Source organism: Xanthomonas sp. GW, assembly GCF_014236815.1.
Classification (GTDB): domain Bacteria; phylum Pseudomonadota; class Gammaproteobacteria; order Xanthomonadales; family Xanthomonadaceae; genus Xanthomonas_A.
The window spans coordinates 1,957,133-1,977,111 of the sequence record NZ_CP051189.1; the positions used below are offsets into that span (position 1 = coordinate 1,957,133).

16 protein-coding genes are annotated in these 19,979 nt (G+C 69.6%); 11 read left to right on the forward strand and 5 right to left on the reverse strand.

Going from position 1 to position 19,979, the window contains the following annotated elements; all coding sequences use genetic code 11:
• The first annotated feature begins 159 nt into the window (after positions 1-159).
• From HEP73_RS08275 to HEP73_RS08290, 4 genes are all read left to right on the forward strand, one after another.
• A complete protein-coding gene (locus HEP73_RS08275) occupies positions 160-861 on the forward strand; it encodes an FKBP-type peptidyl-prolyl cis-trans isomerase N-terminal domain-containing protein (RefSeq protein WP_145707454.1) in 702 nt (233 codons plus the stop codon).
• Between the two features lie 115 nt (positions 862-976).
• Positions 977-1,777 carry an NUDIX hydrolase gene (locus HEP73_RS08280; RefSeq protein ID WP_185822820.1) on the forward strand — a complete coding sequence of 267 codons (801 nt, stop codon included), beginning with the start codon at positions 977-979 and terminating at the stop codon, positions 1,775-1,777.
• Entirely contained in the window at positions 1,774-2,655 is an 882-nt protein-coding gene (locus HEP73_RS08285; RefSeq protein WP_185822821.1) for a sulfurtransferase, read from the forward strand. Before HEP73_RS08280 ends, HEP73_RS08285 begins: the two co-directional genes overlap by 4 nt.
• 74 nt (positions 2,656-2,729) lie before the next feature.
• Positions 2,730-3,662, forward strand: a complete 933-nt coding sequence (locus HEP73_RS08290; protein ID WP_185822822.1) for a DUF1684 domain-containing protein — start codon at positions 2,730-2,732, stop codon at positions 3,660-3,662.
• Between the two features lie 147 nt (positions 3,663-3,809).
• Here HEP73_RS08290 and HEP73_RS08295 read toward each other — a convergent pair whose 3' ends face one another.
• Entirely contained in the window at positions 3,810-4,403 is a 594-nt protein-coding gene (locus HEP73_RS08295) for an N-acetylmuramoyl-L-alanine amidase (RefSeq protein WP_185822823.1), read from the reverse strand.
• 22 nt (positions 4,404-4,425) lie between these two features.
• On the opposite strand from HEP73_RS08295, the gene HEP73_RS08300 reads away from it, so the two are divergent.
• From HEP73_RS08300 to rlmKL, 5 genes are all read left to right on the forward strand, one after another.
• Positions 4,426-4,917: an MOSC domain-containing protein gene (locus tag HEP73_RS08300; protein WP_185822824.1), complete on the forward strand. Its 492-nt coding sequence runs from the start codon at positions 4,426-4,428 to the stop codon at positions 4,915-4,917.
• Entirely contained in the window at positions 4,914-5,441 is a 528-nt protein-coding gene (locus tag HEP73_RS08305; RefSeq protein ID WP_185822825.1) for an alpha/beta fold hydrolase, read from the forward strand. The genes HEP73_RS08300 and HEP73_RS08305 overlap by 4 nt, the downstream gene beginning before the upstream one ends.
• A gap of 43 nt (positions 5,442-5,484) precedes the next feature.
• Positions 5,485-5,994 carry a GNAT family N-acetyltransferase gene (locus HEP73_RS08310; RefSeq protein WP_179565752.1) on the forward strand — a complete coding sequence of 170 codons (510 nt, stop codon included), beginning with the start codon at positions 5,485-5,487 and terminating at the stop codon, positions 5,992-5,994.
• 169 nt (positions 5,995-6,163) lie between these two features.
• Positions 6,164-7,777, forward strand: a complete 1,614-nt coding sequence (locus HEP73_RS08315; RefSeq protein WP_185822826.1) for an ATP-binding cassette domain-containing protein — start codon at positions 6,164-6,166, stop codon at positions 7,775-7,777.
• A gap of 202 nt (positions 7,778-7,979) precedes the next feature.
• On the forward strand, positions 7,980-10,160 hold the full coding sequence (gene rlmKL / locus HEP73_RS08320) for a bifunctional 23S rRNA (guanine(2069)-N(7))-methyltransferase RlmK/23S rRNA (guanine(2445)-N(2))-methyltransferase RlmL (RefSeq protein WP_185822827.1): 2,181 nt from the start codon (positions 7,980-7,982) through the stop codon (positions 10,158-10,160).
• 137 nt (positions 10,161-10,297) lie between these two features.
• Here rlmKL and HEP73_RS08325 read toward each other — a convergent pair whose 3' ends face one another.
• From HEP73_RS08325 to HEP73_RS08335, 3 genes are all read right to left on the reverse strand, one after another.
• Positions 10,298-11,341 (reverse strand): response regulator, encoded by a 1,044-nt coding sequence (locus HEP73_RS08325; RefSeq protein ID WP_185822828.1) that lies wholly within the window; start codon positions 11,339-11,341, stop codon positions 10,298-10,300.
• Between the two features lie 57 nt (positions 11,342-11,398).
• Complete coding sequence (locus HEP73_RS08330; protein WP_185822829.1) at positions 11,399-15,484, reverse strand: CHASE domain-containing protein; 4,086 nt, start codon at positions 15,482-15,484, stop codon at positions 11,399-11,401.
• A gap of 180 nt (positions 15,485-15,664) precedes the next feature.
• Positions 15,665-16,966, reverse strand: a complete 1,302-nt coding sequence (locus HEP73_RS08335; protein ID WP_458309660.1) for a DUF445 domain-containing protein — start codon at positions 16,964-16,966, stop codon at positions 15,665-15,667.
• Positions 16,967-17,193: 227 nt separating this feature from the next.
• Here HEP73_RS08335 and HEP73_RS08340 point away from each other — a divergent pair, with 227 nt between their 5' ends.
• Positions 17,194-18,651: a hypothetical protein gene (locus HEP73_RS08340; protein ID WP_185822830.1), complete on the forward strand. Its 1,458-nt coding sequence runs from the start codon at positions 17,194-17,196 to the stop codon at positions 18,649-18,651.
• A gap of 155 nt (positions 18,652-18,806) precedes the next feature.
• Here HEP73_RS08340 and HEP73_RS08345 read toward each other — a convergent pair whose 3' ends face one another.
• The gene (locus tag HEP73_RS08345; RefSeq protein ID WP_185822831.1) at positions 18,807-19,661 is read right to left on the reverse strand and encodes a plasmid replication/partition related protein; all 855 of its coding nucleotides are present in this window, start codon (positions 19,659-19,661) and stop codon (positions 18,807-18,809) included.
• A 158-nt stretch (positions 19,662-19,819) separates the two neighbouring features.
• Here HEP73_RS08345 and HEP73_RS08350 point away from each other — a divergent pair, with 158 nt between their 5' ends.
• Positions 19,820-19,978, forward strand: coding sequence for a hypothetical protein (locus HEP73_RS08350; protein WP_185822832.1), 159 nt, complete (start codon positions 19,820-19,822; stop codon positions 19,976-19,978).
• Position 19,979 lies beyond the last annotated feature (1 nt).

The following is a 19,979-nucleotide window of genomic DNA, read 5'->3' on the forward strand; positions in this document are numbered from 1 at the left end:
CCATTCCTAAAGATGTAAAAAAAGAGTGAAGGGAACTCCGGCGGCGCTTCTTTGTCAGAGTTGCGTCGTCGGTAGCGGTTACGCGCCGCGGCGGCTATCCTAACGCGTCAACTCAGGCGGCACAGGCCGCTCTGTGCCACCACCCTGGAGAATTGTTTGATGAAGTTGCGTTCTATTGCGGTCGCTGTGGCGGCCCTAGCCCTGAGCGGCAATGCGTTCGCCCAGGACACCTCGTCCGAGAAGGGCAAGCTGAGCTATTACTTCGGTTACGACTACGGCAACAACCTTGCCGAACTGTCCGGCCGCGGCGAGCAGCTCGATATCAATGCGGTGGTGAAGGGCTTGCAGGATGCCTACGCCAAGAAGCAGCCGGCGGTCGCCGCCGACCAGCTGAAGCCGGCCGTCGAAGCGTTCCAGAAGCGCGAGCAGGCCCGTGCCCAGCAGGCCAAGGCCGACTACGAGAAGGCCGCTGCCGAGAACAAGACCAAGAGCGACCAGTTCATCGCGCAGAACAAGGCCAAGGCCGGCGTGCAGACGCTGCCCAGCGGCGTGCAGTACCGCGTGATCGAAGCCGGCAAGGGCGCCAAGCCGACCCAGGCCAGCACCGTGCAGCTGGAAGTGGCCGGTCCGTACCCGTTCGGCCAGCGCCCGGCGCAGGCGCGTCCGGCGCAGCAGATCCCGTCGATCAAGGTCAGCGAAGTCGAGATGCAGGCCATGCGCGACACGCTGCTGCAGATGCCGGCCGGTTCCAAGTGGGAAGTGACCCTGCCGCCGGACAAGGCCTATGGCGCCGACCCGCGCACGCCGTTCCCGCCGAACGTGGCGGTGCAGTTCGAGATCAAGCTGATCAGCGTCAAGTAAGCGCGCTGTCCAGTGCATGACCATTGCGCCGGCGGCAACGCCGGCGCAATTTTTTTGCGGCAGGGAAAGTGCCGCTGCCGGCGAATCGCGCTAGTCTGAGCAGGTGTCGAATCCGATGGATCCCGTCCCCCATGCGTTGCTCACGCCCTGCATCGGTCTGTGCACGCTCGACGCGCAGGGCTACTGCGCGGGCTGCCTGCGCAGCGGCGACGAGATCGCGCGCTGGCGCGGCATGAGCGACGCCGAGCGCCGGCGCTATATCCACGAGATCTTGCCGGAGCGCGGCTGGTCGCCGACCCCAGGCCAGCGCCTGGCCGAACGCACACGGCTGCTGCGCGCGCTGCATCCGCTGCAGTCGCCGCCCGACGGCCCCGGCTGGAACCACCACGAACTGCACGACTTGCTGCCAGACGGCGTACTGGCCGAGGCGGCGGTGCTGGTCGGGCTGTTGCCGCGCGCCGACGGCACCCACGTGCTGCTGACCCGGCGTACCGACAGCCTGCGCCACCATGGCGGCCAAGTCAGTTTTCCCGGCGGCCGCATCGAAGCCGACGACGCCGATGCGGTGGCCGCAGCGCTCCGCGAGAGCGAGGAAGAAATCGCGCTGTCCGCGGCGCAGGTGGAACCGCTGGGCTATCTCGATCCGTTCGTGACCATCAGCGGTTTCCGGGTGATGCCGGTGGTGGCCGCGATCGATCCGGCGTTCGTGCCGCAGCCGCATCCCGGCGAAGTGGCGGACGTGTTCGATGTGCCGCTGGCCTACCTGATGGCGCCCGACAACCTGCGCAGCATCGAGACCGACTACCGCGGGCGGCCGCGGGTGGTGCTGGAATACGGCTGGCCGGGGCAGCGGATCTGGGGCGCGACCGCGGCGATCCTGCTCAACCTGCGCCGCCGACTGGAGCAAACCGCATGAGCGAACCCTTTCCCGAGTGGCAGCATCTGGTCGATGCGCCGGCGCTGGCCGCCGCGCTCGGCCACCCTGACCTGCGCATCGTGGATGCGCGTTTCGCCGCTGCCGCGCTGGCCGATCCGCAGGCCGCGCAGCTCGCGCGCCAGGCCTACGCGCAATCGCATCTGCCCGGCGCGGTGTACGCCGATTTGAATACCGATCTGTCCGACCTCGGCCGCCGCGGCCTGGGCCGGCATCCGTTGCCCGAGGCCGACGCGTTCGCGCAGACATTGGGGCGCTGGGGCATCGCGCCGCACACCCAGGTGGTGGTCTACGACGCCGGCGACGGCAGCATGGCCGCCGCGCGGCTGTGGTGGATGCTGGGCCTGCTCGGGCATCGCCGCGTCGCCGTGCTCGACGGCGGCCTGGCCGAATGGCGCCGGCTCGGCCTGCCGGAAACCGATGCCGCCGCGACGCCTGCGCCGCTGCCGCCGTATCCGCAGCGCTTCGATGCCAGCCGTATCGCCGATGCCGAGGAAATCGCTGCGCGCCTGCACGAGGCGCCGGGCTGGTTGCTGGATGCGCGCGCCGCCGAGCGCTTCCGCGGCGAGGTCGAACCGATCGATCCGGTCGCCGGGCACGTGCCCGGCGCGATCAACCGCCCGCTGGGCCAGAACCTGCGCGATGGGCGCCTGCGCCCGCCGCAGGAATTGCGCGCCGAGCTGGAGCCGCTGCTGCACGGGCGCGATCCGCGCGAGGTGGTGCTGATGTGCGGGTCGGGCGTGACTGCCTGCCATCTGCTGTTGGCGCTGGAACATGCCGGCCTGCACGGTGCGCGCGTGTATGCCGGATCGTGGAGCGGCTGGATCGCCGATCCGGCGCGGCCGCGCGCCAGCGGCTAGCCGACACGGCCAAGCGACGTGGCGCGTCGGCGTGCGTGGAGGAGACATGCGTGGCAAGTACAAGGGCTGAGGCGATGCGCTGGCGTGGGATGTGGATGCTGACGGCGGCGCTGAGCCTGGCCGGCTGCGGCGAGCGGCCGCGCGGCAACGGCGCCGATGCCTCGCCGCGCTCGCAGTCCGACGCCCACTACCGGCTGGCCGTGGAACAGCGCCGCGCGCAACGCGTGGCGCGGCTGCGCGCGCCGGGCGGCTGGCTCAGCTATACCGGCTCCGGCCGGCTGCGCAACGGCGTGCATCAGGTGGGCAGCGCCGCAGGCAACGACGTGCAGCTGCCGGCCGGCCCCGCGCATCTGGGCAGCCTGCGCATCGACGCCGATGCCGGCGTGGCGTTCGAGGCCGCCGCAGACGCCGCGCCGACGGTGCGCGGGCAGCCGTTCCACGCCGGTCGCCTCGGCACCGATGCGGCGCACGGCAGCGAGACGCGGCTGGCGCTGGGCGAGCAGGAGTTCTACGTGGTGCGCACCGGCAAGCTGTTCGGTTGGCGCTTCCGCGATCCGCATGCCGCTGCGCGCGGCAGCTTCCGCGGCATCGATTATTTCCCGATCGATCCGCGCTGGCGTGTGGTCGCCGATTGGCATCCGGCGCCGGCGCCGCGCGCGATCGTGCTGCTCACCTCGATCGGCACGCCGCAGCCGCTGGCGCTGGCCGGCAGCGCCGAGTTCATCCTCGACGGCCGCCGCTACCGCTTGCAGGCGCTGCGCGACGACGACGGCAAGCGCCTGTTCTTCCCGTTCACCGATCGCACCAGCGGCCGCGAGAGCTACGGCGGCGCGCGCTATCTGTTCGTGGAGCCGCCGCAGGGCGAGCGCATCGTGCTGGACTTCAACCTGGCGCAGAACCCGCCGTGCGCGTTCACCGTGCACGTGGTGTGCCCGCTGGCGCCGGTCGGCAATCGCCTGGAACTGGCGGTGACTGCGGGCGAGAAGAACTATGTCGGTCCGCGTTGAGCCTGTGGCGCTGGGGCGGGAAGGTGCGATGGCGTTGCTGCTGTTTTTGTAGGAGCGGCTTCAGCCGCGACATACACCATCAGTGTGCCTGTCGCGGCTGAAGCCGCTCCTACATGGGGTACAGGGCGCGGGTTACAGGGCGCGGTGTCAGTGGTCGGAAAGCGCATCTGCCGGAGGCGCATACGGCGTCAGCGCCACCGCCTCCAGCACCTGCGCCCAAGGAAACATCGGGCCGGGATCGAGCTTGCGCTGCACCTGCAGCGCCGGATCGTCGCTGGCGCTTTCGCGGCTGCGGTCCAGCGCGTCGTGGCCGGCGATGTGGCGCAGTTGCGGCACCTGCGCCTGCAACTGGCGCAGCAGCGCGATCAGCGCCTGGATCTGCGCCGGCGGATACGCTTCGTCCAGCGTCTGCTGGCGCGAATCCAGCCAATGCGGATAGCGGCCGCGGTTGACCAGTTCGATGCCCAGCGAGCGCGGGTTGTAGCCGCGCACGTGGTGCGCCACCCGCTGCAGCGGCACGTAGCGGTACACGCTGCCGTCGCGGTCGATGTAGAAGTGGCCGCTGTTGCCGGTGCCGGACGGATACAGCACGCGTTCGCCGTAGGCGCGCGCGCTGGCCAGGTCGGGCAGTTCGGTGCAATGGATCACCGCCAGGTCGATCGCGTCCAGCGTGCGCGCCTGCAGCCGTTCGACGTAGGGCAGGGGAGCATCGTGGATCGGCAACGGTGGGGTCTGCGACATGCGCGGATGCTAGCATTCGCCGATGACTCTGAATCCCGATAGCCCGCTGGCGACGCTGCTCGCCACGTTGCCGCGCGCCGGACGCGTGGACTGGATAGGCCTGCGCCCGGCACGCGACGTGCCGATGCTCGAAGTGGAGCAGGCGGTGGCGCACGCCGATGGCGGCCTGTTCGGCGACCGCTACGCCGGCCGCAACGGCAAGCGCGGGCTGACTCTGATCCAGGCCGAACACCTGCCGGCGATCGCCGCATTGGCCGGCCATGCGCAGGTGGCGCCGGCGACGCTGCGGCGCAACCTGGTCGTCTCCGGCATCCCGCTGATCGCGCTGAAAGGGCGCCGTTTCCGCGTCGGCGAGGTCGAGCTGGAAGGCATCGCGCCGTGTGATCCGTGCTCGCGCATGGATGACGCGCTGGGCCCGGGCGGCTATAACGCGATGCGCGGCCATGGTGGCCTGTGCGCACGAATCGTGCACGGTGGCACGCTGCGGCTCGGCGATGCGGTGGTGGCGCTGTGAGCCGCGGCCACTGCATTCTTGCGCACGGGTTCGAGAGCGGTCCGGACGCGATCAAGGTGGCGGCGTTGGCCGAGGTCGCGCAGCGCCTGGGCTGGAGCCACGAGCGTCCGGATTTCACCGACCTGGACGCGCGCCGCGAGGTCAGCCAGCTCGGCGACGTGCCGGCGCGGCTGCAGCGCCTGCTCGCGTTGACCCAGGCCGCCGCGCAGCGCGGGCCGGTGGTGCTGGCAGGATCCAGCCTGGGCGCGTACATCGCCGCGCAGGTGTCGCTGCAGGTGCCGGTGCGCGGCCTGTTCCTGATGGTGCCGCCGACGCGCATGGGCTGGATGCCGGCGCTGGACGCAGCGCCGGTGCCGATCTCGATCGTGCACGCCTGGCACGACGAACTGATTCCCGCGGCCGAGGTGATCGCCTGGGCGCAGGCGCGCGCGGCGCGGCTGCTGCTGGTGGACGACATGCATCGGCTCGGCGGCCACGTCGAGACCGCGGCGCGCGCGTTCGCCGAATTGCTGGAAACGCTGTGAGCGGCATGTTCCGCGCAGCAGGCCGCATCGACTGGAGTCACCGATGGAACTGAACATCCGCGCCGAGACCCAAGCCGACCACGCCGCGATCGAGGCGCTGACCCTGGTCGCGTTCTTCCGCGTCGCGCACAGCCGCCACGACGAGCAGCAGATCATCGAACGGCTGCGCGCGGACGGCGCGCTGACCCTGTCGCTGGTGGTCGAGCACGACGGCTACATCGTCGGCCATGTGGCGGTGTCGCCAGTGCAACTTTCCGATGGCAGCCGCGGCTGGTACGCGCTGGGGCCGCTATCGGTGGGGCCGGGCCACCAGCGCCAGGGGCTGGGCACACGGCTGGTGCGCGAGGCGCTGGCGCAGCTGCAGGCGCTGGGCGCGGCCGGCTGCGTGGTGCTCGGCGAGCCTGCGTTCTACGCGCGTTTCGGCTTCGCGCCGGAACCGGGACTGGTGCTGCCCGGGGTGCCGGCCGGGTACTTCCAGGCGATCGGTTTCGGCGACCGCCTGCCGCCGGTGGCCGAGGCCGAATACCACGACGCGTTCCTGGCCGGCGGCTGAGCGCCGCCGCCGCGTCGCTGCATGGCCGCGCGCATGCGGGTTACCATCGTGGCTCAGTGTAGTTAGCCAGCCGAGGATGCCTCCGATGCGCCATTGATGCCGCCGTCTTCGACGGCCTTGTCCGTTCCTGCCGAATGCGGCGGGCGTGACCGGCATCCCTGGAGTTCCCATGACGCATCCGTGGCTCGCGCTGGACAGCGCGTCGTATGTCCTGCCCGACGGCAGGCCCTTGTTTTCCGCTCTCGATTTCGCGCTCGATGCGCGCCGCACCGGCCTGGTCGGGCGCAACGGCGTCGGCAAGAGCGTGTTCGCGCGCCTGCTCGCCGGCCAGCTGGCGCCCAGCGCCGGGCACTGCCGCCGGCATGGCCGCGTGCATTACCTGCCGCAGCAGATCGCGCGCGCCGCCGGCGACACGGTGGCGTCGCTGGCCGGGGTCGGCCCGGCGCTGGAGGCGCTGGCGCGGATCGAGGCCGGCAGCGCCGATCCGGTCGATTTCGATACGCTCGGCGAGCGCTGGGACATCGCCCAGCGCCTGCACGCCGAACTGGAGCTGTGCGGACTCGGCCATGTGACGCCGCAGCGGCCGGCGGCCGAACTCAGCGGCGGCGAGGCGATGCGCGTGGCGCTGCTCGGCGCCTGGCTGTCCGACGCCGACGTGCTGATCCTGGACGAACCGAGCAACCATCTCGACCTTGCGCAGCGCCAGCAACTGCAGCAGCAACTGCAGCGCTGGCCGCACGGGCTGCTGGTGGTCAGCCACGATCGCGCGCTGCTGCGGGACATGCAGCGCATCGTGGAACTGTCGTCGCTGGGCCTGCGCGACTATGGCGGCGGTTACGCGTTCTACACGCAGTGCAAGGCGCAGGAGCGACAGCAGGCGCTGGCCGAGCTGGAACGCTGTAAACACGAACGCCGGCGCCAGGGCGATGCGCTGCGCGAGCAGCAGGCGCGCCAGCAGCGGCGCAGCGCGCATGGCCGCCGCCAGGCGCAGGACGCCAACCAGGCGCCGATCCTGCTTGGCCGGCAGAAGCAGCGCAGCGAACACAGCGCCGGCAGGCACCGGCAGCAAGCGGCCGCCGCGCACGCACGGCTGTCCGCGCAGGTGTGCGAGGCCGCGCACGCGGTCGAGGCCGCGGCGCCGGTCGCCTTGTTCGCGCCGATGCCGGCTGCGGCGGCCGGGCGCCGGGTCGCCGACCTGCGCGGCCTGCGGCTGCCGTACGCGCCGGCCGCGCGCGCCGCGCTGGACCTGTGCATCGGCGGCCGCCAGCGGATCGGCGTGGTCGGGCCGAACGGCAGCGGCAAATCGACCTTGCTGCGGGTGCTGGACGGTCAATTGGCGCCGCTGGCCGGGCGCTGCGCGGTGGAGGTGCCCAGCGCCTACCTGGACCAGGCGTTGCAGCTGCTGGATCCGGCACAGCCGCCACTGGCGCAGCTGCAGGAAGCCAATGCCGTGGCCGACGTGGCTGCACTGCGCACGCGGCTGGCCTTGCTCGGCCTGGACGCGCAGCGCATCGGCGTGCCCAGCGGCCGGCTCAGCGGCGGCGAGCGCCTGAAGGCGGCGCTGGCCTGCGCGTTCTACCGCGATCCGCCGGCGCACCTGCTGTTGCTCGACGAGCCGGACAACCACCTGGACCTGGACGCGCGCGAGGCGCTGCGACAGGTGCTGCTGCAGTATCCGGGCGCGCTGCTGGTGGTCTCGCACGATGCCGCCTTCCTCGACGGCCTGCGCCTGGACACGCGCCTGCAGGCCGACCCGGACGGTTGGCGGCTGGCGCCGTGGTGAGCGCGCGCCGCGCGCCCTGGGCGGCAAGCGCCGGGCGTGGAGCGCGGCCCGGGCTGGTAATGGCGGGCGCGATGGCCGACCATTCGCGTCTTCCCGTCCGTTGCTGCCGCCCGCCCGCCGTGGGCCGCGCTGCCGCGATACGCGCGGGGCGGGCCTGGCGCCCGCCCGCGCATCCTTCCTTCTTCGTGTGGTTCGCATTCCCGTGAAATTCTTCGTCTCCTGCGCCAAGGGCCTGGAATACCTGCTCGTCGACGAGCTGCTCGCGCTCGGCGTCGCCAAAGCCACCGCCACCGTGTCCGGGGTCAACAGCGAGGGCGAGCTGCGCGATGCGCAGCGCGCGGTGCTGTGGTCGCGCCTGGCCAGCCGCGTGCTGTGGCCGCTGGACGAGTTCGACTGCCCCGACGAGACCGCGCTGTATGCCGGCGTGGCGGCGTTGCCGTGGCGCGAGCACCTGACCTCGCAGCACACCCTGGCGGTGGACGCGCACGTGTCCGGCACTGCGATCACGCATGCGCGCTATGCCGCGCAGCGGGTCAAGGACGCGGTGGTGGACACGCTGCGCGGCGAAGGCCTGGAGCGGCCGTCGGTGGACGTGGAGGATCCGGACCTGCGCCTGAACCTGTCGCTGCGCAAGGGCCGCGCCACGCTGTCGGTGGACCTGGGCGGCGGCTCGCTGCACCGGCGCGGCTGGCGCCAGGTGCAGAACGCCGCGCCGCTGAAGGAGAACCTGGCCGCGGCGGTGCTGCTGCGCGGGCAATGGCCGCAGCTGTACGCGCAGGGCGGCGGCCTGCTGGATCCGATGTGCGGCAGCGGCACGCTGCTGATCGAAGGCGCGCTGATGGCCGCCGACGTGGCTCCGGGGCTGCTGCGCGGCGATCTGGCCGCCGCGCGCCGTGGCGACGCCGGGCCGCTGCAATTCAGTGCCGCGCCGAGCCGCTGGCTGGGCTTCGACCAGGAGGCCTGGCGCGCCCTGTTGACCGAGGCGCGGCAGCGCGAGGCGGCCGGCCGCGCCGCGTTGCAGCCGGTGATATACGGCGGCGACATCGATCCGCATGCGATCCGCGCCGCGCGCGAGAACGCGCAGGCGGCCGGGGTCGCCGCGGCGATCGTGTTCGAGGTGCGTGACGTCGCCGACCTGCGCACGCCGGCGCAGGCGCTGGGCACGGTGGTGTGCAATCCGCCGTACGACGAACGCCTGGCCGCCGACACCGCGCTGTACCGGCGCCTGGGCGAGGCGCTCAAGCGCGCGGTGCCGCAGTGGCGCGCCAGCCTGCTGTGCGGCAATGCCGACCTGGCCTACGCCACCGGCCTGCGCGCGGCCAAGAAATACCAGATGTTCAATGGCGCGCTGGAATGCCCGTTGATCGTCTGCGACCCGATCGCGGTCGCGCAGCGCGAACCGGCCGAGGCGCCGCGCGCGCTCAGCGACGGCGCGCAGATGGTCGCCAACCGGCTGCGCAAGAACCTGCGCAAGTTCAAGAACTGGCGTGCGCGCGAACGGGTCGGCTGCTTCCGCGCCTACGACGCCGACCTGCCCGAATACGCAGCGGCGATCGACGTGTACCAGGAAGACGGCGGCCAGGCGCGTACCTATCTGCACGTGCAGGAATACGCTGCGCCGGAGGAAATTCCCGACGCCGATGTGCGCCGCCGCCGCAACGAGTTGCTGGCCGCCGCGCGCGAGGTGTTCGAGGTCCCGGCCGAGCGGGTGGCGCTGAAGTCGCGCGAGCGCGGCAAGGGCGGCAGCAAGTACGGCCGTTTCGAGCAGCGCGGCGAGTTCCTGGTGGTGCGCGAACACGACGCGCTGCTGCGGGTGAACCTGTTCGATTACCTGGACACCGGCCTGTTCCTGGACCACCGCCCGCTGCGCGGGGCGATGGCGCAGCAGGCGCGCGGCAAGCGCTTCCTCAACCTGTTCTGCTACACCGGCGTGGCCAGCGTGCAGGCCGCCGTGGCCGGCGCCGATTCCACCACCAGCGTGGATCTGTCCGGCACCTACCTGCAGTGGTGCGCCGACAACCTGGGCTTCAACGGCAAGGGCGGCGCCCAGCATCGGCTGGTGCAGGCCGACGCGCTGACCTGGCTGGAGGCGGAGAAGAACCGCTACGACGTGATCTTCTGCGACCCGCCGACCTTCTCCAACTCCGCGCGCGCCGAGGATTTCGATCTGCAGCGCGAGCACGTGCGGCTGCTGCGCGCGGCGGTGGCGCGGCTGATGCCGGAGGGCGTGCTGTACTTCTCCAACAATTTCCGCCGCTTCAAGCTGGACGAGGACGCGCTGGCCGAATTCGCCTCGTGCGAGGAGGTCACCGCGCAGACCATCGCGCCGGATTTCGAGCGCAATCCGCGGATTCATCGTGCCTGGCGGCTGCAGCGGCGCTGAGGGCGGCGCGGGGCAGAGCGTTTTCGTCTTACTTCGTCGCTGTTGTAGGAGCGGCTTCAGCCGCGACAGGCTCTACGGATAGGGTCTGTCGCGGCTGAAGCCGCTCCTACAATTGGTGTGGACGGAGCGCGCGCGGCTCAGCCGTCGCTGTGCTGCACCGAGGCATGCGCGCTGGCGCGGTGCGGCACGTCGTCGCCCGGCTCGCGTTCGCTCCAGTAGTCCTGGATCTGCAGGATCTGCGGCAGGATCTCGGTGAACAGGCTCACCAGGCGCGGCTCGAACTGGGACCCGGCCTGCTGCTGGAACATCGCCATCACCTTCGCCAGCGGCCATGGTTCCTTGTACGGGCGCTGCGTGGTCAGCGCATCGAACACATCGGCCAGGGCTACGATCCGCGCCGACTCGGGAATGCGTTCGCCGACCAGGCCGGCCGGATAGCCATTGCCGTCCCAGTGCTCGTGGTGGTACAGCGCGACCTCGGCGGCGAGCCGGAACAGCGGCGCGCCGCTGCGGCTGAGGATGTCGTAGCCGATCTGCGGATGCCGCTTCATCACCGCCCATTCGTCCGCATCCAGCGGCCCCGGCTTCTTCAGGATCGCGTCGGGGATGCCGATCTTGCCGGTGTCGTGCATCGGCGCGGCCTGCTCGAGCAGCTTGGCGTCCTCGCCCGACCAGCCGGCGGCCACCGCCAGGGCGCGGGCGTAGGCGGCCATCCGCCAGATATGGGTGCCGGTATCCGAATCGCTGTAGTGGCCGGCCATGCCCAGCATCTGGATCGCGTCGCGATGGCTGCTGGCCAGGCTGGCGGCGCTGACCAGCGACAGATGGGTGCGCACCCGCGCGCGCAGGATGCTCGGCGAATACGGCTTGGTGATGTAGTCCACGCCGCCGGCCTCGAAGCCGATGCTCTCGTCGGCGTCCTTGTCCTTGCCGGTGACGAAGATGATCGGGATCGCCGCGGTGCGCGGGTCCTGTTTCAGGGTGCGGGCGATGGTGTAGCCGTCCAGGTCGGGCAGGTCGACGTCGAGCAGGATCAGCGCCGGGCGGTGCTTGACCACCGCGCGCAGCGCCTCGGCGCCGTTCTTGGCGAAGGTCAGCGCGTAGTCCTCGCGCAGGATCTGGCGGATCAGCGCCAGGTTGCTGGCTTCGTCGTCCACGCACAGGATGGGGAGCTGGACCATCGTGGTTCCTTGTCGGGTGCATCCAACGGCAGCCGGATTGGACCGGCGCTGCGGATGCTAGTGGATTGCATCGGCCTGCCAGCGCCTGACTTGAGCCTCGGCCTCGCGGAAGGAAAAACTCTCGACCAACTGCTTCAGCTCCGTGGCCATCGCCGCGGGCAGCGAGGGCGCCAGGTCGTGCAGCACCCGTTCCACGCGGTCCAGGTCGTCGCTGTCCAGGGCCTGCAGCAGCTGCTGCAGCTGTTGCTGCAGCGGGACTGCGGCCGCGGCGCCGTCGTCCGCGACGGCGGAGGCGGTCGGCGGCACCGACCCGGGCAACGCCTCGGCCTCGGCCACGAAGCGCTGGATCGCCGTGGCGGTGGCGCTCATAGCCGTGCCCAGCGCCGCGATCGCGGCGTCGGCCTGGTCCGGCGCGTCGCCGAGCCGTTCCTCCAGCGCGGCGCTGGCCGCGACCAGCGCCGGCAGCGCCAGCGAGCCGGCCGAGCCGCGCAGCTTGTGCACGTAGGAGATCGCCGCCGCCGGCGCCTGCGCATCCAGCAGGGTCTGCAGCGTCGCTGTCGGATCGGGGTTGTCCTGCAGCAGTTTCAGCAGGTAGCGCTGGTAGGGCACGCGCTCGTTCCACAGGCGTTGCGCCTGCGCGGCGTCGAGCAGCTGTGGATCGGCCTCGGGCCAGACCTCTGCGGCGGAGGTCGGCAGCGGCTCCAGCGGCAGCGACAGGCGCAGCGGCAGGAACTGGCGGATGATCGCGATCAGTTCCTCGACCTGGAACGGTTTGGCGATGAAGCCGTTCATGCCGCTGGACAGCGCCAGCTCCTGTTGCTGGCGGTAGGCGCCGGCGGTCAGTGCGATTACCGGCAGGCCGGCCAGGCGCGGGTCCTCGCGCAGCAGGCGGGTGGCCTCGTAACCGTCCAGGGTCGGCATCTGCACGTCCATCAGCACCAGCTGGAAGCGGCTGGGATCGCGCCGCAGCCGTTGTAGCGCCTGCTCGCCGTCGTGGGCCAGTTCCACCAGCGCGCCTTCGCCTTCGAGGATGCGCTGCGCGACCTCGCAATTGATTTCGCTGTCGTCCACCACCAGCAGCCGCGCGCCGGCCAGGCGCGGGGTGCCGTCGCCGCTGAGCAAGGGCGCCGGGCCGTCGCCGCGGCGCCGCGCCAGCAGCGTGGCGATGGTGCGGTACAGCGCCGAGGCGGTGACCGGCTTGGTCATCACCGCGTCCACGTCGCTGGGCGCGTAGTGCTGCTCTTCCAGCAGGCGGCGCTCGTAGGCGGTGACCATGACGATGATCGGCTGCCGGTCCGGCGCCGATTGCGCGCGGATGCGCTGCGCCACGCGCAACCCGTCCAGGTCGGGCATGCGCCAGTCGAGCAGGATCACGTCGAAGCCCTCGCGTTCCGGGCCGGCCGCGGCGATCGCGTCGGTGCCGTTGGCCACCGCTTCCACCTGCCAGCCGAAGCCGCTGGCGATGCTGCTCAGGTTGCTGCGCACCAGGTCGTGGTCGTCGGCGATCAACACCCGCCGCGCCTCCGGATGTTCGACCTCGGCGGCCGGCGCCGGCAGCACCGGGAAGCTGATCGCGAAATAGAAGTCGCTGCCGCGGCCCGGCGTGCTCTGCACTTCGAGCTGGCCGCCCATCAGCTCCACCAGGCGCCGGCTGATGGTCAGGCCCAGGCCGCTGCCGCCGTAGCGGCGGCTGGTGGACGTGTCGGCCTGCAGGAACGGCGAGAAGATCAGGCTCTGCTTGTCGCGCGCGATGCCGATGCCGGTGTCGCGTACCGAGAAGAACAGCTTGATCTTGCCCGCTTCGCCGCTGGGGAAGCTGCGCACCGACAGCGCCACTTCGCCCTGCTCGGTGAACTTGATGGCATTGCCCACCAGATTGATCAGCACCTGGTTCAGGCGCAGCGCGTCGCCGCGCAACCAGCGGCAGCCGGCCGGCAACGGTTCGACGATCATCTCCACCGGCTTGGCGCTGATCGCCGAGGTCATCAGCGCGGCGATGTTCTCCAGCAGCTGGTTCAGGTCGAACGGTTCCGATTCCAGGTCGATGCGCCCGGATTCGATCTTGGAGAAGTCGAGGATGTCGTTGATGATCTCCAGCAGCGCGCGCGCCGACGCGTCGCTCTTCTGGATCATGTCCTTGGCCGCCTGCGGCAGTTCGCTGTGCTGCAGCAGGTAAAGCATGCCCAGGATCGCGTTCATCGGCGTGCGGATCTCGTGGCTCATGTTGGCCAGGAAATCGCTCTTGGACTGGTTGGCGGTTTCCGCCGCGTCGATCGCCAGGCGCAGTTCGCGCTCGTGGCGCTTCTGCTCGGTCAGGTCCACCGCGATGCCCAGGTAGCCGATCACCTGGTCGTTGTCGTCGCGCAGCGTGCTCAGCGTCAGCAGCACCGGGAACGGGCGGCCGTCCTTGCTGACGTAGGTCCACTCGCGGGTGTCGCTGCGCCCCAGCGTGGACAGCGCGGCCACCGATTCGAACGCCGGCGCCACCGCCATGCCCGACTGCGCGGCCATGCTTTCGGCGCGGCTGGCCAGTTGCTCCGGATCCAGGAACAGGCCGGTGGCCTTGCGCCCGATCATCTCGTGCGCGGGATAGCCGAGCATGGTTTCGGCGGCGGGGTTGAACAGGGTGATGGTGCCGTCCGGGTCGGTGGCCACGATCGCGTAGCCGGCGTTGGCCAGGATCGCGCGCTGCAGCGCCGAATAGGTGACCAGTTCGCTGGTGCGCTGCGCCACCTGCTGTTCCAGGGTGGCGTTGAGCTCCAGCACCCGCGCTTCGGCACGCACCCGTTCGGACACGTCGTGCAGCAGGTGCGAGTGGCCGGCCATGTCGCCGTCGTTGTCCAGGATCGGCGAGGCGCTGGCCAGCACGCTGACCCGATGGCCGTCGCGATGGCGTAGTTCCCGCACCTGCGTGCCGTTGCCGGCAGAGTCGCGGATCTGGCTGCCGAGCAGTTCCTGCAACGGCTGGCCGATGGCCTGCGCCGCGGCATAACCGAAGATGCGCTCGGCGGCCGGATTCCAGTGGGTGATGCGGCCATCCGGGTCCTCGGCCACGATCGCTTCGCTGGAACCGCCGACCAGTGCGGCCAGCTGGCTCTGCTCGCGCAGGATCAGGTCGCGGCGGTGGCGGCCGGTCAGGTACAGGTACAGCAGCGCGGCGAGCAGCACGGAGATGCCGCCGACCAGGCCGCCAGCCAGCAGCGGCGAGGTCTGGTTGAGCGAGCGCACGAAGGCCGGCGTCGCCTGCGTGCTGAGCAGCCAGCGGCGGCCGTACACCGGCATGCTGCGTTCGGCGCGCAGCCCGGTCGCCGACGCCTGGGCGGCGCCGTCGCCGCGATAGAACGGCTGGGCGCTGTTTTCGCTGTCGGCCAGGGTCAGCAACAGTTCGTGGGAATGGTTGGGGGAGGCCACCAGCACTTCGGCGATGTTCAGCGGCGCATAGGCCCAGCCGGTGGTGGCCTGCCAGCGTTGCTCGGCGGTCTGCAGCGGCAGGTCTTCGCGGTAGATCGGCAGCAACAGCAGGAAGCCGCTGTTGCCGATTCCCGGCGTCTGTACCAGGCGGATCGGCGCGGTGATGGTCGGCTTGCCGGATCGCACCGCGGCGATCGCCGCCGCGCGCCGCGCCGGTTCGGAGGCGATGTCGAACCCCAGCGCGGGATTGTTGGCGCGCCGCGGTTGGATATACAGGATCACGAAGCGATCGCCGTCGTGCGGCGTCAGCTGGTGGATCTGCAGCGATGGCGCGCCGTCGCTGTGTGCCTGTTGCAGGAACGCCGCCTCGTCGGCCGGCGCCACCCGGCGGATATAGCCGAAGCCGCGCACGCCGGGGAATTCGCGCCGGTACTCGCGCGAGGCGCTGTAGCGGTCGAAGCGATCGCGCGAGATATGGTCGCCGCCGGCGGCGATGACCGCGCCGCGCGCGCCGCGCAGACCGTGCTCGTAGACATTCAGGCGTTGCTGCAGCTCGCCGGTGACGTGGGTGGTCAGTTGCTGGAAGCGGTCGCGGGCCTCCTGGCGATTGCGCTCGTGCAGGCTGCGGGCGAGCAGCGCCGCGGCCAGCAGCCCCAGCAGCAGCACCGCCAGCGCGGCGCCGAGCGCCGACCGTGCAGGGCCGACAGCGGGTGTCCAGCGGTTCTTCGACATGCGCCCCTTTCCTTTGGCGAACGCTGGCGATGCAAAGGCATCGGCGTCCCTCCAGTCCGTACGGGATGGCTTTCACGATTGAAGCGACGGTCCTGCCCCGACCGTGCATCCCACGCTAGCGCGATCGTCGCGGCCGCACCAGCCCCCGCGGCGTATTGCAGGAGCGACCGTCTACGACCTTCATGGAATCAGCGTGACGGCTGCGTGCAGCGCGAGTCCGATCAGGCCGCCGACCAAGGTGCCGTTGAAGCGGATGTACTGCAGGTCGCGGCCCACGCTCAATTCCAGTTGCTCCACCAGATGGCGTTCGTCCCAGCCTTTCACGGTCTGCGCGATGTGTTCGGTGACGCCGCTGCGCAGGCGCTGGGTCAGCTTCTCCGCGCCGCCCAGCAGGTGCTGGTTGAGCGCATCGCGCAACGCGCTGTCCTGTGAAAGCGACTCGCCGAGCGCCCCCAGCGAGCGCTGCAAATGCTGCACCAGCACACCGTCGCTGCGCGACAGGTCCTCGCGCAGGCTGGCGTGGATCTGGTCCCACAGGCCTTGCACGTAGTCCTGCACGCCGGGATGCTCGATCAGCCGCTGCTTCATCGCCTGCAGCTTGTCGGCGGTGGCCGGGTCGCTGCGCAGGCGTTGCACGTAACCGCCGAGCCAGCGCTCGTAGTCCTGGCGCAGCGGATGCTGCGGTTGCGACAGCACGTCCTGCAGTTCGTCCAGCAATGCATGCGCCAGGCGCTCGGCCAGGGTGTCGGCGATGCCTTCCACCGGTTTGACCCATTCCACCGTGCCGACCAGCTTGGGCCATTCGCGGCGCGCGTACTTGACGATCATCGCCGACACGCGCTGCTTCACCGTCGCATCGTCCAGGTGCCGGCCGAGCCGGGTTAGCGCTTCGTCGAGCAGGGCCTGGTGGCGGCCATCGGCGGTGAGCAGGCCGAGGATCTCGCCGGCGGTGGCGGCGGCGTTCCATTCGCGCAGGCGCGCCACCACGAAGCCATGGATGCGGCGCCGCACCGCGGCCTCGTCGAGCAGGTCCAGCGCCTGCAGCGCCCAGCCGCGCGCCAGGTCGGCCAGCTTGCCGGCCTGCGCCGGTTCGGCCAGCCACTGGCCCAGCCGCTTGGCCGGATCGAATGCGCTGAGCTTGGCCAGCAGCGCCGCCGGTTCCAGGAAATGGTCGCGCACGAACACCGCCAGGCTGTCGGCGATGCGCGCCTTGCCGTGCGGGATGATCGCGGTGTGCGGGATCGGCAGCCCCAGCGGATGGCGGAACAGCGCCACCACCGCGAACCAGTCGGCCAGCGCGCCGACCGTGGCCGCCTCGCAGAACGCGCCGATCCAGGCCCAGGCGCCGTGCATGCCCATGACGTGGCTGAGCAGGAAGCCGGCCAGCATCGCCAGCAACAACAGCGCGGCCAGCAGTTTCATGCGCCGCAGCTGCGCGCGGCGCGGATCCTGGGGCGTGGAGACATCGAGATAGGCACTCATGCTTGCAGTTTACGCAGCGCAGCACACTTGCATACGGTCGGTGTCGATGCTTGTGCGCCGTTGTCCACATTCGGCATAGCCGTGGGACGCAGCGCCCGGATGAAATGTAAGTGAAGATTGCCATCTGGTGATGCTAATGTTGCTGCGCTCTGCGAAAAAGCGCCTGGCTGTTGTTGAAATGCACTAAATCTAACGATCAAGCCCAATTACCTGAAAAAGGACGTTCCGTGATCAAGATTTTTTGGAAAGTCCAGCCGCAAGTGCCTGCCACTGCGGTTGCCGATACGAAAAAGCAAGTACAGACCTGGGCCAATGCCAATTCCGACAATTGGGAAAACAACCAGAAAATAAATCACCGCATGCCCATCGAGACGAAGGGCGGGGAGATCGTGGTCCAGCTGAAAATGAGCGTTGTGAAGGAGCAGGGCGGGTTTCCCCAGGCCAACGTGTCCAGCTGCAAGCAGGTCACCAGCCTGGGCGAACACGCGGATTCGCCATTGGTGGACCCGACGATGTCCTACCTTTTGCAGCCTCAGGTGGATGGCGGGCAATACAAGACCATGATCCTCTCCGCGGTGGCCGATGGTTTCGGCTTGCGTGGGACATTGGCGCCCTGGGCGATGGATCCGGACGATGCTGGCGGCAATCCGCAAGTGCAACTGCTGTTCGTGCCTCTGGACAACGGCCTGTACGCGATAACGATAGTCGACTGCGATATCGTCGACGACAACGGTGCAGGCTACGCGCTGACCGATGGCGTCTCCAGCGTGGACACGGGCGGGGCCATCACCCAGTTCCTGCCATATACGGGTGGCCTGTCCCAAGCTTGGTCGCTGGTCGACAATGGCGACGGCACCCTCTCGATCAAGTCGGCGGGTACGGATTCGTTGCTGGCGGTCTACGACGAGGCCAATTGCGACGTGGGCGGGATGTCCGTCGGCAGCGGCTCCCTTTATATGGTCAAGAGCGATGGGTCGCAACAATTCGGCGATCGCCGCGTGGCATCGGCGTTCATGCTGACGGCGTTGACCCGTTGCGGCACCTACCCGGCGGCCGTTGGGCCAGTGCAGACGCCTGTCCCGCTTCCGCCGACGCCGACATCGGTCGACCAGCAGATGCCGACTCGCGTTCCCGACGATTCATCGAACGATCCGGTATTCGGGGAAGTGGTGCTTCCCTACTTCATGGTGCTGGGGGACTTGGCAGTGGACCGCCAGGTCAACGTGAATCCGTACTATTTGCTGCGGCATTCGCGTTACTACGACCGTACCAGCATCTACCAACGCCAGACCGGGCCTCAGTACACCGCCACATTGGATATCACCACGGGCATGACCCAGACCGATTCGCAGAGCATCACCGACACCACCACCATGCAGGTGATGGCGGACGGTGGATTTTCTTTCGGCCCTTTGTCCGCTGATGTGTCGGCGTCCATTGAGAACAGCCTGGTGGTCGAGCGTACCAGCACGACGGAAGTGATGACGACAGTGCAATCCTCGGTGTCGCAGACGCTGAACGATGGAGAAGGCGCGCTCTTCGCCAATTACGTGCTGGTTCATGCCTTCGAGTTGTTCCGTGCCGACGGCACCAGCGTGCGGCGCTGGGTGATGTCCAATCAGAACGACGTGTATGCGGCGGAATATATAACGCCGCAGCCGCATTCCGAGAAGGTGGAGCTGTAACCTACGGCGCATTGAGGCGAGGACGCGTGACATCCTCTTTTTCTCACGTGGAATCTGAAGAAGAAGCATGCGCCGACGTCGTTTGCCGGACGTCGGCGCTGGCCTTGAACCAAATGCGGTTTCAGGCATGGCATGCACATAGGTGTCGCTTTGTATCAGTCGGCCAACTGCGCCCGCAACTCCGCCACTTCCTCGCGCAGCGCCCGGTTCTCGGCGTCCAGCTCGGCCACGCGCTGGCGCAGTGCGGCCAGTTCGGTGTCGCCCGGCATGGCGTCGCCATCGCCGTCCTGCTCGGTGGCCGGCGTTTCGCGCGGTTTGCGTTTGGATTCGCGGGCGCGCTTGGCCGCCTGCTTGAGTTCGTCCTTGCCGGCGATCGCCGCGGCGCGCTGTTCGTCCTCGGGCAGGCTGGCCACCGCGGCGGCGGCGTTGATCGAGATCGCGCCGGATTTCACCGCTTCCACCACCTCGGCGGTGGCCTGTTTCTGGATCTTCTCGATCTGCAGCACCTGGCTGTTGCTGAGCCGCGCGGCCCGCGCCAGGTCGGCGCGGCTCAGCGGCGCCGGCATCGCCTCGACGCTCACGCCGTCCGGCGCATCGGCCCAGGGCGCGGCATCGTCGTGCGCATCGCCCGCTGCTGCATCGGCGCCGGCAGTGGACTCCGCGGGCGGGGCGGCGGCGCGGCTGCGGCGCTCGGCCAGGATCTCGCGCTTGCGCAGCGCCAGCACGCCGCGCTGGAAATCGGACACGCTGCGCCGGCCCAGGTGCTGGTCGATCATCCACAGGTGCACGTCCTGCAGCGACTGGAAACGGGTGTTCTGCACGGTCTGGAACGGCAGTCCGTGCTTCTGGCAGATGCCGTAGCGGTTGTGCCCGTCGACCAAGATCTCGCCCCACAGCACCAGCGCATCGCGGCAGCCTTCGGCGAGCAGGCTGCGCTCCAGCGCTGCGTATTCGTCGGCGGTGAGCGGATCGATATAGGCCTTGAGGTCTTCTTTGACGACGATGTTCATCGGGGGCGCGGCACGGTGTTGCGAGGGGGCAGGCATTGTAGAGACTTGCGCGCGGCCGCGCCTGGCAGCATGCGTCGTTGACGCTGTCTCGGGGCGGGCACAGAATCCGCACGGCCTGGCGATCGGGGGATCGCGGCCCGGCCGATGGAGGCGCGACGATGATCTTGTGGGGCTGGGGCGAGAGCAACGTCGCCTGTGGCGTGGAAGAACGCGCGTTCTGCAAGAACTGCGACCAGGAGCAGGCGTTCGCGATGCGCCTGCAGTATTCGTATGGGCACTTCTACCATCTGTTCGGCTGGGTGCGCGAAAAGCAGTAGC

Coding starts and splice junctions, on each gene's coding strand:
- HEP73_RS08295 (WP_185822823.1), bottom strand. CDS start 4,403: ATGTCGCAGACCCCACCGTTGCCGATCCACGATGCTCCCCTGCCCTAC.
- HEP73_RS08310 (WP_179565752.1), top strand. CDS start 5,485: ATGGAACTGAACATCCGCGCCGAGACCCAAGCCGACCACGCCGCGATC.
- HEP73_RS08285 (WP_185822821.1), top strand. CDS start 1,774: ATGAGCGAACCCTTTCCCGAGTGGCAGCATCTGGTCGATGCGCCGGCG.
- HEP73_RS08350 (WP_185822832.1), top strand. CDS start 19,820: ATGATCTTGTGGGGCTGGGGCGAGAGCAACGTCGCCTGTGGCGTGGAA.
- HEP73_RS08300 (WP_185822824.1), top strand. CDS start 4,426: ATGACTCTGAATCCCGATAGCCCGCTGGCGACGCTGCTCGCCACGTTG.
- HEP73_RS08275 (WP_145707454.1), top strand. CDS start 160: ATGAAGTTGCGTTCTATTGCGGTCGCTGTGGCGGCCCTAGCCCTGAGC.
- HEP73_RS08345 (WP_185822831.1), bottom strand. CDS start 19,661: ATGAACATCGTCGTCAAAGAAGACCTCAAGGCCTATATCGATCCGCTC.
- HEP73_RS08280 (WP_185822820.1), top strand. CDS start 977: ATGGATCCCGTCCCCCATGCGTTGCTCACGCCCTGCATCGGTCTGTGC.
- HEP73_RS08335 (WP_458309660.1), bottom strand. CDS start 16,966: ATGAGTGCCTATCTCGATGTCTCCACGCCCCAGGATCCGCGCCGCGCG.
- HEP73_RS08290 (WP_185822822.1), top strand. CDS start 2,730: ATGCGCTGGCGTGGGATGTGGATGCTGACGGCGGCGCTGAGCCTGGCC.
- HEP73_RS08330 (WP_185822829.1), bottom strand. CDS start 15,484: ATGTCGAAGAACCGCTGGACACCCGCTGTCGGCCCTGCACGGTCGGCG.
- HEP73_RS08325 (WP_185822828.1), bottom strand. CDS start 11,341: ATGGTCCAGCTCCCCATCCTGTGCGTGGACGACGAAGCCAGCAACCTG.
- HEP73_RS08315 (WP_185822826.1), top strand. CDS start 6,164: ATGACGCATCCGTGGCTCGCGCTGGACAGCGCGTCGTATGTCCTGCCC.